14 protein-coding genes are annotated in these 13026 nt (G+C 68.1%); 5 read left to right on the forward strand and 9 right to left on the reverse strand.

Annotated features, from left to right (window positions below; all coding sequences use genetic code 11):
* Positions 1-41 precede the first annotated feature (41 nt).
* On the forward strand, positions 42-440 hold the full coding sequence (locus F5544_RS29855) for a GNAT family N-acetyltransferase (protein ID WP_167476264.1): 399 nt from the start codon (positions 42-44) through the stop codon (positions 438-440).
* 99 nt (positions 441-539) lie between these two features.
* Here the strand turns inward: F5544_RS29855 and F5544_RS29860 are convergent, their stop codons facing one another.
* Positions 540-1601 carry an FAD-dependent monooxygenase gene (locus F5544_RS29860; protein ID WP_167476265.1) on the reverse strand — a complete coding sequence of 354 codons (1062 nt, stop codon included), beginning with the start codon at positions 1599-1601 and terminating at the stop codon, positions 540-542.
* 85 nt (positions 1602-1686) lie between these two features.
* Here F5544_RS29860 and F5544_RS29865 point away from each other — a divergent pair, with 85 nt between their 5' ends.
* Positions 1687-2178, forward strand: a complete 492-nt coding sequence (locus F5544_RS29865; RefSeq protein WP_167476266.1) for a TetR/AcrR family transcriptional regulator — start codon at positions 1687-1689, stop codon at positions 2176-2178.
* A 31-nt stretch (positions 2179-2209) separates the two neighbouring features.
* Here F5544_RS29865 and F5544_RS29870 read toward each other — a convergent pair whose 3' ends face one another.
* Positions 2210-3172: an NAD(P)-dependent oxidoreductase gene (locus tag F5544_RS29870; protein WP_167476267.1), complete on the reverse strand. Its 963-nt coding sequence runs from the start codon at positions 3170-3172 to the stop codon at positions 2210-2212.
* Between the two features lie 292 nt (positions 3173-3464).
* Between F5544_RS29870 and F5544_RS29875 the strand changes: the two genes are divergently transcribed.
* Positions 3465-3881, forward strand: a complete 417-nt coding sequence (locus F5544_RS29875) for a VOC family protein (protein WP_167476268.1) — start codon at positions 3465-3467, stop codon at positions 3879-3881.
* A 110-nt stretch (positions 3882-3991) separates the two neighbouring features.
* Here the strand turns inward: F5544_RS29875 and F5544_RS29880 are convergent, their stop codons facing one another.
* The 7 genes from F5544_RS29880 to F5544_RS29910 form a co-directional block, all read right to left on the reverse strand.
* Entirely contained in the window at positions 3992-4447 is a 456-nt protein-coding gene (locus F5544_RS29880) for an SRPBCC family protein (RefSeq protein ID WP_167476269.1), read from the reverse strand.
* 52 nt (positions 4448-4499) lie between these two features.
* Complete coding sequence (locus F5544_RS29885) at positions 4500-4880, reverse strand: ArsR/SmtB family transcription factor (protein ID WP_167476270.1); 381 nt, start codon at positions 4878-4880, stop codon at positions 4500-4502.
* Positions 4881-4902: 22 nt separating this feature from the next.
* Positions 4903-5715: an ABC transporter permease gene (locus tag F5544_RS29890; protein ID WP_167476271.1), complete on the reverse strand. Its 813-nt coding sequence runs from the start codon at positions 5713-5715 to the stop codon at positions 4903-4905.
* A 43-nt stretch (positions 5716-5758) separates the two neighbouring features.
* Entirely contained in the window at positions 5759-6700 is a 942-nt protein-coding gene (locus tag F5544_RS29895; RefSeq protein WP_167476272.1) for an ABC transporter ATP-binding protein, read from the reverse strand.
* On the reverse strand, positions 6697-7065 hold the full coding sequence (locus F5544_RS29900; RefSeq protein ID WP_167476273.1) for a VOC family protein: 369 nt from the start codon (positions 7063-7065) through the stop codon (positions 6697-6699). The genes F5544_RS29895 and F5544_RS29900 overlap by 4 nt, the downstream gene beginning before the upstream one ends.
* A gap of 108 nt (positions 7066-7173) precedes the next feature.
* Positions 7174-9858, reverse strand: coding sequence for a bifunctional GNAT family N-acetyltransferase/acetate--CoA ligase family protein (locus F5544_RS29905; protein ID WP_167476274.1), 2685 nt, complete (start codon positions 9856-9858; stop codon positions 7174-7176).
* A complete protein-coding gene (locus tag F5544_RS29910; protein ID WP_167476275.1) occupies positions 9851-11083 on the reverse strand; it encodes an acetoin utilization protein AcuC in 1233 nt (410 codons plus the stop codon). The genes F5544_RS29905 and F5544_RS29910 overlap by 8 nt, the downstream gene beginning before the upstream one ends.
* 253 nt (positions 11084-11336) lie before the next feature.
* Between F5544_RS29910 and F5544_RS29915 the strand changes: the two genes are divergently transcribed.
* Together F5544_RS29915 and galE are read left to right on the forward strand one after the other, a co-directional pair.
* Positions 11337-12023 (forward strand): metal-dependent transcriptional regulator, encoded by a 687-nt coding sequence (locus F5544_RS29915; protein ID WP_167476276.1) that lies wholly within the window; start codon positions 11337-11339, stop codon positions 12021-12023.
* Positions 12024-12026: 3 nt separating this feature from the next.
* Complete coding sequence (gene galE / locus F5544_RS29920) at positions 12027-13010, forward strand: UDP-glucose 4-epimerase GalE (protein ID WP_167476277.1); 984 nt, start codon at positions 12027-12029, stop codon at positions 13008-13010.
* The last annotated feature ends 16 nt before the right edge of the window (positions 13011-13026 follow it).

The following is a 13026-nucleotide window of genomic DNA, read 5'->3' on the forward strand; positions in this document are numbered from 1 at the left end:
CTCAGCGCACCGTCGCACCCGATATTTCACGATTGGGGAGCATGACCATCACGTTGCGCACCCGCTGCGCTATCGACGACGAAGCGCTCTCACGGCTACATGCCGAAACCTTCGGCGGCGGCTATGAGCTCATCCCCTGGCGAGCGCGATTGGAACGGCACAGCAGATCATGGGTCGGCGCATTCGCCGACGACCGGCTCATCGCCTTCGTCCACGCGGTCTGGGACGGCGGCGTCCACGCCTTCCTCCTCGACACCATGGTGGCCACCGACCACCAACACCAAGGCATCGGAACCAGGATCGTCACGGCCCTCACAAACGATCTCCGCGAACTCGGAATCGACTGGCTCCACGTCGATTACGAACCACACCTGACCGACTTCTACCGAAAAGCCTGCGGTTTCAACGCCACCGCCGCCGGCCTACTACGACTGAACTGAATCAGCCCGGAAACAAACGTCCCCTTCCAGGCCATCGGCCCGCATGGCAGCACCGCCGCGGACCTCGACCGCATGGAATGGAACCCCTGTGCCTCAAGGTTATTCGGTCGTGCCGCCGAACATCGCCGCCGCCTGGTGGCCCTTTTTCTGATTCGCCGCGACGTAGGGGCGTAGCTCAGTTTCGTAGGCGGCGAAGGCGGTTTCGTGGTCGCCGCGGGTCGCGGCCAGCTGGCGGGCGAGGGTTCGTGCGCCTATCAATGCTTGAGAGGTGCCCATACCGCTGGTCGGTGCGGCGCAGTATCCGGCGTCGCCGACCAGCGCGACCCGGCCGTGGGACCAGCGGTCCAGATGGACCTGGCAGGACGAGGCGAAGTAGAAGTCCTCGGCGGCGGTCATCGCGTCCAGCAGGCGGGGCACTTCCCAGCTCTGTCCGGCGAACGCCGCCCGCGCCGCCTGTTCTTGTTCCGCGCGGGAGCGCCGGTCCAACTCAGGGGATGCGGTGGCGAAGGACAGGCTCACCGTGAGCCGATCCGGATCGCCCGCGCTGAAGAGGTAGATCGCCGTGCCCTGCCCCGGCCGCAACAGGCCCTGGTGATCGAGTCCGAGGTAGTTGGCGGTGCTGAATCCGGCACCGGACATTCCCAGATGTCGCAGCGCGTCGGTCCGTGGACCGAACGCCAGCCGCCGGACGTTCGAATGGACTCCGTCCGCGCCGAACACCAGGTCGAAATCGGCGGTCGAGCCGCGCTCGAATTCGACCGCGACACCGGATTCATGCTGCGTCAACGCGGTGATCGAGTCGCCGAACACGTAGTCCACGTCATCGGCGGTGACCTCGTGCAGGATCCGAGTCAGCTCGTACTTGGGCACCTCCAGTTCGCCGGCGAACACCTCGGCGGGTAGCTGCCCGGTCTCGGTGCCGCTGTCGTCCAGCAGAGCCGTGCCGCGCATCTTGGTCTCGTGCCCGCGGATCTCGTCGAGCACGCCCATCTCCGCCAGCACATCGAACGCCGCATCACGGAAGTCGACCGCATACCCGCTGTCACGGACCAGCGGCGCACGCTCGACCACGGTCACGTCGTATCCGTCGCGATGCAGGAAGTAGGCGAGGGCGGGTCCGGCCACGCTCGCACCCGAGATCAGAACCTTCGGCTTCGTCATGAGCAGAACTGTAGCCGAGATTTAGACGTTTGTGCAATCCATTTGGATAAACCAAGTGGATAAGCATGCGGCTATGCTTCTGAACATGGGAAACCGCGAAGCCTTGTTGACCGGAGCCAAGCAGTGCCTGATCGAACGCGGCTGGGCACGCACGACGGTCCGCGATATCGCCGCGGCCGCCGGGGTCAACCACGCGGCCATCGGCTACCACTTCGGCTCCCGGGACGCACTGCTCACCCAGGCGCTGGTGCTCGCAGTGGACGAACTCGGCGACGAACTCGCCCGCCGCGGCCCGGCCGACGGCCCGGCACAGAGCTGGCAGGCCCTGATCGACACCTTCACCACCCACCGGTCCCTGTGGGTCGCCCAACTCGAAGCCATCGTGCAGGCCGAAAGATCGCCCGAGATCCGCGAATACCTCGCTCAGGGACAACGCGAGGCACGCGCGGGACTCGGCGGTTCGGTACCCCTCGCCTTGCTAACCGGGCTGATGCTGCAATGGCTGGTGGACCCCGAGCACGCGCCCTCCGGCGAAGACGTGATCGCCGAATTGCGTTCTCTCACCACAACTTTCTGACGGTCCCAGACCATCGGCACCGGGTGATCGGTCAATCGTGCTGTGTGTCCGCGGGTTTCGGCGTACCGAGCCCGTCGTCGACCGCGACGTTCTCGGATTCGATGCGCAGGCCGGAGCTGCGCGCCTGCAAATCGAGCAGGATCGCGAAATCCTCGTCGACCCGTCCGCTGGAAACGGCCGCCTGCACGAGTTGGGCGGTCGCCGCGGCCACCGGCATCGGCACGTCGAGATCGTGTGCGGCGCCGAGGCCGAGATCGAAATCCTTGCGCAGCAGCACCGGCGTGAAAGTCGGTGTGTAATCCAGGTTCACGAACGCCGGCGTCTTGTAGCGGGTGAAGGCCGAACCCAGCACGCTGTCGTTCAGGAACGCCAGGAACGCCGCGCGCGATACGCCGCCCTTCTCCGCCAGCACGGTCACCTCGGCCAGCGACTGGGTGACCACGCCCAGAAACAGGTTGTGACAGATCTTCACCAGACGCGCCACATCCCCCTCGCCGACGTAGGTCGCGGACTTGCCGATCCGCCGCAGCAGCGGCGCGACCCGCTCGTAGACCTCGCGCGGTCCGGATACGGCGATCGTCAATTCGCCCGCCGCAACGACTTTCGGGTTACCGCTCACCGGGGCCGCCAGGTATGCGACACCGCGTTCGGCGCAGGCCGCGCGAATCGCGGCCGAGGATTGCACCGAGACCGTCGAACAGTCGACGACCACCCGCGGCACCGGCGGCGGCGCGGCCAGCAACCCGTCCGGCCCGAGCAGCACCTGCTCCAGATCGGCCGGGGTGGACACCATCGTGAAAACCAGGTCGAGCCCACGCAATTCGGCGATGCCGTGTGCGACGGTGCAGCCGCGCGCGGCCAGCGGCTCGGCCTTGGCCCGGGTGCGGTTCCACACCGTGACCGGCAGGCCGTCGCCGGCGAGCCGCATGACCATCGCGGCCCCCATCCGTCCGGTGCCGATCCAGCCGACGGTGGTCTCGTTGATCGCGTCCATGAAGCTCCTCGGCGTAGTCGGATGCGGTGCGGATTCCTCGATCGCGCACCAGCATCCGCACGCCGGGCTCGCGTATTCGCCTGCCCGAATCCAATAGTTCCCGAACCGGCCGATATTTTCGCGTCCGACACCCGAAATCTGGTCAGGCGGTTCAGCTTTCATCGACCGAGCCGCAGGCCGACGCCGCGGATGTCTTCTCGAAAACACGACAGGAGGTGTCGTGATTGTTTGAGAGCTTTGTTTCGACGACCACCGGGCAGCCCGGCGGTTCCGTAACAAGAGAGGGTTCCAAGTGGGATCTCAGGTCAATCCGTGCATCATGTTCAACGGCAACGCGCGGCAGGCGATGGAGTTCTACCGGCAGGTTTTCGGCGGCGAGCTGGAGTTGGGAACCATCGCGGACTTCGGCTCACCGGACGCACCCAATGCCGACAAGGTCATGCACTCCCGCCTCGACACCCCGGCCGGCTACACGCTTATGGCATGGGACTTTCCCGAGGACAGGCCAGACCAACCGCCATATCGGCCGGGAAACAACGTCGCAGTCTTCATAAGCGGTGACGACAGCGGACTTCGCGACCATTTCCAGAAGCTGTCCGAGGGCGGCACTGTCACCCTTCCGCTGGAAAGGCAGGTTTGGGGTGATGTGGCGGGCTCGCTCGTCGACCGGTTCGGGATCACCTGGATGATCAACATCAGCGCCCAGTGATCGACAACCGAATCGGCCCGCCATGATCCGCACCTCCGACCAGGCGGAGGCCGTCGATCCGCAGCGCGGATCACTTCGCACCCGGTACCGGAATGCTCAGGGGCGGTTCACTATTCGCCGACGGAACCCGCGTCCAACACCTCGCCGAGGCGGCGGACGATGCCGGGCCAGCCACTGCGTAGAATGGTGCGGGACAGCTGGGAGGTCGGGTCGTCGGGGTCGAAACCGCTGTGTGTCAACAGCATTCGAGTGCCGCGGCCCTCCGTGTGCAGATCCCAGGTGATGACCCAACCGGAGTCCGCCACCGCGGCGGCATCGCTCCACGTGACGCGCAGGCGCTCGGGCTCGACGACCTCCAGCACCTCACAGCGCACTTCGCCGGAGAAATTCACCGCGGGCATCGGGCGTGCCTTCATCCGGAAACGATTGCCGACCACCGGTTCGAAGCCGATCGGCTGCATCAGCCACTGCCCCATCAGCTCCGGCGTGGTGATCGCGCGCCACACCTTCGGCCGCGGATGCGGATAGAACTGGTCGAGCACGATCGTGGCTGGATCGTCGTTCACCGGCACACTCCCTTCGGTCTGGATACGCGGCGGTCGCCCGGCCGCACCGTGGTCACGCTCCGGCGCCGGGTGACCGCGGCGCGGCCGAGTCAGCGGGGTCGTCGGGCATGGTATCGAGCACCGTGCCCAACGCACGCATCCTGCTGCGCCAGAATCTTTCGAACGGCGCGAGCCAGGACTGCAGGTCGTGCAGCGGTTGCGGTTCCACCCGGTAGAAGCGGTGACGGCCGCGCTTCTCCTCACCGACCAGCCCGCAATCGCGCAGCACCTTCAAATGCTCGGACACACTGGGCCGCGCCATATCGAACCGTTCGGCGATGTCCTGGACCGACTGCTCACCGTCGAGCAGCAGGTCCAGGATCTCCCGGCGGGTCGGGTTGGCCAGCGCGCCGAACACCAGGTCGGTGCTGCTGGTTTTCAGGCGTTGCGGCATGCGGGCTCTCGTTCGGTCGAGGTCACCGTCGCCGGAACAGTGCCAGGGCGGCGATGATTGCGATCCCGAGAATACCGAGACACCACGCCAACGCGGCCACGACGTAGTAGCCGCCGGCGTGCCCGAATCCGTGCAGTCCGGCCGCGCCCTGGGTGAGATACCGGTTCGCCTCGATGATCACCGTCAGCGGTTGGTGTTCGGCGAACACCCGCAGCCAGCCGGGCATCGTGTCCACCGGAACGTAGGCGCTGGACACGAACGACAGCGGCAACACCAGGAACGCCAGGCCCTGCGCCGACTGCACATCGCCGGTGGCCAGCCCGATCGCGATGAACACCCAGGTGAACGCGACCGCGGTGAGCAGACACAGCCCGAGCATCGCCACGGTGCTCGTAACTCCTTGGTGCGTACGGAAACCCACCGCGAACGCGATCGCGGCCGTTACCAGGAGTACGAATGTGGTCAGCGCATGCGCGCCGAGCGCGCGCCCGAGCAGTACGGCGATCCGCGGCATCGGCAGCGAGCGGAATCTGTCGATGACGCCGCGCTGCAGATCCTCCGCCATCGCCGCCCCGACGCCCATCACCGAGAAGACCATTCCGACGGTGAGAATGCCCGGCACCATGAAGTCGACGTAGCGCAGCCCGCCCGCCGCGATGGCGCCGCCGAATACATAGCGGAAGATCAGCAGGAACACCACGCTCTGCAGCACCGCCATCACGATCACCGGCGGGTTGCGCACCGTCATCAGCAGCACTCGCCGCGCGATGGCCCCGGTGGCGGCAACGGGATTCGCGCGCCGCGCCACCGGATGGTCGAGTGACGCCGCGGTCATCGCCGCACCCCTGGCCGCGAAAATCGGTGTACCCAATAGGTTTTCATGCTGATACCTCGAATCGGCGGTCGGTCGGGGCGGTCAGGTTCAGAAAGGCCTCCTCCAGCGTCGGTTTGCGAACGGTGACCTCCTCGATGGTGACGCCCGGCACCGCGAAGCAGCGGGCGGCATCCTCGCCACCGGACGACGAGGTCCAGGTCATGGTGCGGGACTCGCGGTCGACGCTGGGGTCGGCGGCGGTCAGCGTGTCCCGGATCGTGTCGAGATCCGTTGCGCGCCTTGTGCGTATCGTCACGACATCGGCGGCATGGGCGTCCTTCAGCTCACCCGGGGTGCCGTCGGCCAGGATGCGGCCGCCGTCGAGCACCACGATCCGGTCGGCGAGCGCATCGGCCTCCTCCAGGTATTGCGTGGTGAGGACGACATCGGTACCGCCGGTGACCAATTCGGTGACCAGCGACCAAAGGCCGTGGCGCGCAGCGGGATCCAGGCCGGTGGTCGGTTCGTCGAGCAGCAGCAGGCGCGGCCGCCCGACCAGGCTCGCGCCCAGGTCGAGGCGGCGGCGCATACCGCCGGAGTAGGTGCCGACGCGCCGGTCGGCGGCCTCCCGCAGCCCGAGTCGCCGCAGCACCTCGGCCGCGGCGGTGCGGGCGTCGCGACGGGTCAGCCCGAACAGGACGCCGGTCATCTCCAGGTTCTCCGCACCGGTCAACAGCGGTTCGACCGTCGCGTGCTGACCCGCCAAGCCGATGACCCCGCGCACCCGGCGCGCGTCGCGCACGGTGTCGTTGCCGAGCACCCGGAGCGTTCCGGCATCGGGGTTGGTCAGCGTGGCGAGCATGCGCACCAGGGTGGTCTTGCCCGCACCGTTGCGGCCGAGCACCGCGAGCAGGCTGCCGGGTTCGGCCGTCAGGTCGAGATTGTCGAGCGCGGTGGTGTCACCGAACCGCTTGGTGACACCGTGCGCTTCGAAAAGGGTTGTCACCGTGCCCCATCGGCGACCAGGACGTACGAATTGCCGTCCGGGTCGGAGAAGGACGCCTGCCGCCCCCACTGCTCGTCGGTGGGTCCGTCGACATCGGCGCCCGCCGCGCGCAGCTTCTCGACGACGGCGTCGATATCGGGGCTGTTCACGATCACGCCCGCGAGGTTCCCCGCGCTCGCGCCCGGGAACGGCTTGTGCAGGATGATGCCGGTGCCGGTTTCACCTGCGCCGACCTCGAGCCACCGGTTATCGCCGAATGTGTTGTCGGCGCGCACGGTCATGCCGAGCACCCCGGTGTAGAACTCCTTCGCCCTGTCTTGATCGGAGACGAAGGCGGTGATCTTCCCTATCTGCGAAATCGTCATGGCGATGACAATAGGTAGGTATTAGCCTACCTGTCAACCGTAGGTTTTTTCCTACCCAATGTGCTCGAAACGCGCGGACCGGTGGGCTCGGCGAGTATCCGGGGCTGGCTATCCCAGGCGACGCGGGCCGGTGTCGAAGCGGCTGGGCTCCGGGCCGATTCGCCCTCGCGCATAGAGGATTTCGGCGGATGTCGGCGAGGCCAGCACCGGATCGAAGGACAGCTCCCGCATTTCGGGAATATCGTCGAACAGGGCCGAAATGCGTTGCGCCAGTTCGGCGAGCGCGGCCTTGTCGACCCGCGGGCTGGCCGGGGTTCCGGAGAGCAGCGGGGCCGCACGGGGCGCGTCGATGAGGGCCGCGGCCTCGTCGCCGGTGAGCGGCAGCGCGCGGTAGGCGCGGTCGCCGAGCAATTCGATGATCATGCCGGACAGGCCGAATTCGATGACCGAACCGAACGACGGATCGTCCTTGACGCGCAGCACACAGCCGACGCCCTTGGTCGCCATCTTCTGAACGTGCAGCACCGGATCACCGCAGATCTCCACCAGGTCGGTATATGCCTGACGGACCGCGGACGGGCGCCACAGATCCAGCCGCACACCGGTGAGATCCGGTCTGCGACGCCACATTTCGCCGGTCGCCTTCGCCGCCACCGGATAGCCGAGTTCCTCGGCCGCCGCCACCGCCTCGTCCGCGTCGCGCACCTCCCGGAACTCGACGACGCGAATCCCGTAGCAGGACAGCAACTCGACGGCCTCGAGATCCGAAAGCCAGCGTCCCCCGGACTCGTTCATCCATCCGCTGACCAAACGCCGGGCGCGGTCCGCGTCGATCCCGTCGGGCCGCGCGACGTGTGGGGACACCGGACGGCTCCGCCACTCCGCGTAGCGGCGCACCCTGGCCAGCGCTCGGGCGGCACGCTCCGGATCCGGGTAGGACGGAATGGATCCGCGCATCACGCCGGCGCCCGGCCCGCGCACCGCGAGCAGATTCGGCATCCCCTGCTCGGCGACGAAGGTGGTGAGAATCGGTTTCTCCGCATCGGGCACGGCCGCGGCCGCGCTGCGAATGGCGTCGGCGAAATCGGGCACCGAAACCGGCACCGGCGGCGCGAAAACCACTATCAGCGCATCGATTTCGGGTGCACGCAACGCCTCGGCCACCGCATCGAAATAGTCACCGGGCCGCGCCTGCGGGCCCAGGTTCACCGGCTCGCCCACCACCAGCCCCTCACCGTGGGCCGCGTCCACCGCCAGCCAGTCGAGCGCGGTGCTGTTGCCGATCACCGCGAGCCGGGAACCGGACGGCAGCGGCTGGTAAGCCAGCAGCGCGGCACAGTCGAACAGCTCCGAGATCGAATCGACCTGCACGATTCCGGCCTGCGCGAACAGATCTCGCACGATCGAGCGGTCCATATCGGACCGCGCGCCACCCGCCATCCGGCCGCTGCTCACCGCGACGATCGGTTTGGTGCGCGCCACCCGCCGCGCGATCCGGGAGAACTTGCGCGGATTACCGAAACTCTCCAGGTACAGCAGCACCACATCGGTATCGGGCGCGGTGTCCCAGTACTGCAGCAGGTCGTTGCCGGAGACGTCGGCGCGGTTACCCGCCGATACGAAGGTCGACAGTCCCAGGTTGCGGGCGGCGGCCTCACCCAGGATCGCCGCGCCGAGCGGGCCGGACTGGCAGAAGAAACCGATTCGGCCGCGGCCCGGCAGCACCGAGGCCAACGTCGCGTTCAACGAGACCGCCGGATCGGTGTTGGCGACGCCGAGCGCACTCGGCCCGACCACCCGCATCCCGTGTCCCCGTGCGGCGGCGACCAATTCGCGTTCGGCCGCGGCGCCGCCGACACCGGTTTCGCTGAATCCCGCGGTGAGCACGACAAGTCCCTTGACGCCCTTGGCCATACAGTCGTCGAGCACCGAGGCGATCGCCTCCGGCGGCACCGCGACCACCGCGAGGTCCACCTCGTCCGGAATGTCGCGGACCGTCGCGTATGCCCGCACCCCGCGCACCGATTTGCGGTTCGGGTTCACCGGATACACCGGCCCCTGGAACACCCCCGACAGCAGATTGGCCAGCACCGAGCCGCCGACCCGGCCCGCGCCGACCGTCGCACCGATCACCGCGACCGAACCCGGCCGCAGCAGGTTGCCGACGCTGCGCGCCTCGGAGGCCCGCTCGCGCGAATCCCGAACGGACAGCAGGGCTTCGGTCGGATCGATGGCGAACTCCAGATGCAGCACCGAACCGTCCCTGCTGCGCTCCACCTGATAGCCGGCGTCGCGGAATACGGTGACCATCACCGTATTCTCGGCGAGTACCTCCGCGACGAAGGTCTCGATCTTGTTCTCGGCCGCCGCGCCCGCGAGATGTTCCAGCAGCACCGATCCGAGACCGCGACCCTGATGCTCGTCGGCGACCACGAACGCCACCTCGGCAGACCGCGGGCCGGTGCGGTCGAGCAGTTCGTACCGGCCGACCGCGACGATCGATTCCCCGAGTTCCAGCACCAGCCCCACCCGGTCACGATGGTCGACGTGGGTGGAGCGGTACAGGTCCTTCGGCGAAATCCGCGGGTACGGACCGAAATAGCGCAGATACCTGGTGCGGTCGGACAGCGCGGCATGGAACTCCTGCAACCGTCCGGCGTCGTCCGGGGTGATCGGGCGCAGCCGAACGACGCCGCCGTCGGAGGCGAGCACATCGGCGAACCAGTGCTGCGGCGGTGGCGGCGGCACGGCCGGTGTGTCCGGCGAATCCGGTACGGGCGGTTGATCAGTCACGGGTGTCCTCCGGGTCCAGGCCCAGCAACCCGAAGGTGGCCCGGCGGGTGGCCAAGATGGCCGTATCGATGGCTCGCTGCGCGCGGTCGAGGCGCGCGTCCCCAGTCTCCCCCGTGCCGCCGGGACCATCCCAGGCACGGTAGGCGGTATCGCCACCGTCGCCCATGGTGCGCGGCGGCTCGGTGCGCGGCGCGGCCTGGCGCACCAGATCCAGCCAGTCGCCCGGGATTTCGGTGGCCGGATCGATGGCGCGGTCCAGCGCGGTGGCGAGCAGGTGCGTCCAGGCCCGGGGCACCACCCGGACCACGCCGTAGCCACCGCCGCCGACGGCGAGCCAGCGGCCATCGGCGTAGCGATCGGCCAGATCCCGCATCGCCAGGAAGGCCGCGCGCTGCCCGTCCACGGTGAGCTCCAGATCCGCCAGCGGATCCTCCCGATGGGTGTCCACGCCGCATTGGCTGATCAGGATCTGCGGCCGGAAGGCGGCCAGCGCGCCGGGCACCACCGCGTGAAATCCCCGCAGCCACTGGGCATCCCGGGTCCCCGGCGGCACCGGCAGGTTGATCGCGGTACCTGTGCCGGCATCGCATCCGGTCTCCTCGGGCCAACCGGTGCCGGGCCACAGCGTGGCCGGATGCTGATGGATGGAGACCGTCAGCACCCGCGGATCCGCGTAGAACGCGTGCTGCACGCCATCGCCATGGTGCACGTCGACATCCACGTAGGCGATCCGGTCGTAGCCGTGTTCCAGCAGCCACGAAATCGCCACCGCCACATCGTTGTAGACGCAGAATCCGGCCGCGTGACCGGGCATGGCGTGGTGCATGCCGCCGCCGATGCTTACCGCGCGCCGGGTGCGGCCCGCCGCGATCTCGCGCGCCGCCGCCAGCGTCCCGCCGACGATCACCGACGCGGCCTGGTGCATATGCGGGAAGACCGGATTGTCCGGCGACCCGAGCCCATAGGGCGGCGACTGCGGCGAACCAGCGGGCTGATAGGCGTGTTCGACGGCGGCGATGTAATCGGCGGTGTGGATGCGCAGCAGATCGGCGCGGCCGGCCGGATCCGGCGCCAACGGCTCGACACCGTCCAGCAATCCCAGACTTCGGGCCAGCGCCATGGTGAACTTCAGGCGCACCGGCTTCATCGGGTGGTCCGGGGTCCAGGTGTAGTCGAGAAAGTGGTCGGTCCACACCACCGTTCCCGCACTGCGCGACACAGCCATACCGCAACGCTAGCGGGAAGCTACCGGCCCCACGCGGCGTTGCCATGCAGTAGAAATAGAGCCCAGTACCAACACGGCGGCCTGCCGTGTGCCGACGGCTCGCGCGGCACGGCATCGGATTCGGATGCGGCGGTGTGAACCAGGGCGTGCGCAGCGCGGCGCATGAGAGTGCGCGCGACGCAATGCCTGCGGGTCCGGCACACGGTGGTGTCGGCGTGCGTAGGTAGAATTCGTCCCGACGAAGGGGTAAAAGGTGAAGGATCTGGTCGACACCACGGAGATGTACCTCCGTACCATCTACGACCTCGAGGAGGAGGGCGTGGTGCCCCTGCGCGCTCGCATCGCCGAGCGGCTCGAGCAGAGCGGTCCGACGGTGAGCCAGACCGTCGCGCGGATGGAGCGCGACGGTTTGCTGCTGGTCGCCGGTGATCGTCATCTCGAGCTCACCGAGAAGGGCCGCAGCATGGCGGTCGCGGTGATGCGCAAGCACCGGCTGGCCGAGCGGCTGCTGGTCGACATCATCGGATTGGATTGGCAGAACGTACATGCCGAGGCGTGCCGCTGGGAGCACGTGATGAGCGAGGATGTGGAGCGGCGCCTCGTCGAGGTGCTGAACCACCCCACCACCTCCCCGTACGGCAACCCCATCCCCGGCCTCGACGAACTGGGCGTCGTGCCGCAGACCACCGCCGAGGAGAGCCTGGTCCGGCTGTCGGATCTGCCGCACGGCCAGGTGCACGCCGTGGTGGTGCGCAGGCTCGCCGAGCACATCCAGACCGATCCGGACGTCATCGGTCAGTTGCGTGAGGCGGGCGTCGTGCCCGACGCGCGCGTGACCGTCGAGACCAAGCCCGGTGCGGTGCTCATCACCGTGCCCGGTCACTCGGGTTTCGAGCTGTCCGACGAGATGGCCCATGCCGTCCAGGTGAAGTTGGTCTGAGGCGTGCGACTTCTTGTCACGGGTGGCGCGGGTTACGTCGGCGGCGTCTGCGCCCAGGTGTTGCTGGAACAAGGGCATGAGGTCGTCGTGGTCGACGATCTGTCCACCGGAAATGCCGACGGGGTGCCCGAGGGCGCCCGCTTCGTCGATGGCGATATCGCCGAGGTCGCGCCGCGGCTGATCCACGCCGAATCCTTCGACGGCGTCCTGCATTTCGCCGCGCAGTCGCTGGTCGGTGAATCGGTGCAGCAGCCGGAGAAGTACTGGCACGGCAATGTGGTGAAGTCGCTGACGCTGCTGGAGGCGATGCGCGCCGCGGGCACGCCCCGCCTGGTGTTCTCCTCCACCGCGGCGGTGTACGGCGAACCCGAACAGGTGCCGATCACCGAGGACGCGCCGACGCGGCCGACGAATCCGTACGGCGCGTCGAAGCTCGCCATCGACCACGCCATCACCTCGTACGCGATCGCGCACGGGCTCGCCGCGACCAGCCTGCGCTACTTCAACGTGGCGGGCGCGTATGCCGGTCTCGGCGAAAACCGGGTCGTGGAAACCCATCTCATCCCGCTGGTGCTGCAGGTGGCCGCCAGGCACCGCAAGGCGATCTCGATCTTCGGCACCGACTGGCCGACCGCCGACGGCACCGCGGTGCGCGACTACATCCACATCCGCGACCTCGCCCAGGCGCATCTGCTGGCGCTGGACACCGCGACACCGGGCACGCACCGCATCTTCAATCTGGGCAGCGGCACGGGATTCTCGGTGCGCGAGGTGATTTCGGCGTGCGAGCGGGTCACCGGGCTGCCGATCCCCGCGGTCGAGGCCCCACGCAGGCCCGGCGATCCCGCCGTGCTGATCGCGTCGAGCGAGCGGGCCGTCACCGAACTCGGCTGGCGCCCCGAACACACCGAGCTCGACGAAATCGTCTCCGACGCATGGGATTTCCTGCGCGCGCTCGGTCCGCGCGCACATTCCGCCAAGTCCTGACCCGCGCCGGGCCGCG

It is taken from the genome of Nocardia arthritidis, from assembly GCF_011801145.1.
GTDB lineage: Bacteria > Actinomycetota > Actinomycetes > Mycobacteriales > Mycobacteriaceae > Nocardia > Nocardia arthritidis_A.

What these genes read in the sequence shown, in the direction of transcription:
- F5544_RS29860 (WP_167476265.1), bottom strand. Translation starts at nt 1,601, where the DNA reads ATGACGAAGCCGAAGGTTCTGATCTCGGGTGCGAGCGTGGCCGGACCC.
- F5544_RS29900 (WP_167476273.1), bottom strand. Translation starts at nt 7,065, where the DNA reads ATGACGATTTCGCAGATAGGGAAGATCACCGCCTTCGTCTCCGATCAA.
- F5544_RS29870 (WP_167476267.1), bottom strand. Translation starts at nt 3,172, where the DNA reads ATGGACGCGATCAACGAGACCACCGTCGGCTGGATCGGCACCGGACGG.
- F5544_RS29910 (WP_167476275.1), bottom strand. Translation starts at nt 11,083, where the DNA reads ATGGCTGTGTCGCGCAGTGCGGGAACGGTGGTGTGGACCGACCACTTT.
- F5544_RS29865 (WP_167476266.1), top strand. Translation starts at nt 1,687, where the DNA reads ATGGGAAACCGCGAAGCCTTGTTGACCGGAGCCAAGCAGTGCCTGATC.
- F5544_RS29855 (WP_167476264.1), top strand. Translation starts at nt 42, where the DNA reads ATGACCATCACGTTGCGCACCCGCTGCGCTATCGACGACGAAGCGCTC.
- F5544_RS29885 (WP_167476270.1), bottom strand. Translation starts at nt 4,880, where the DNA reads ATGCCGCAACGCCTGAAAACCAGCAGCACCGACCTGGTGTTCGGCGCG.
- F5544_RS29890 (WP_167476271.1), bottom strand. Translation starts at nt 5,715, where the DNA reads ATGACCGCGGCGTCACTCGACCATCCGGTGGCGCGGCGCGCGAATCCC.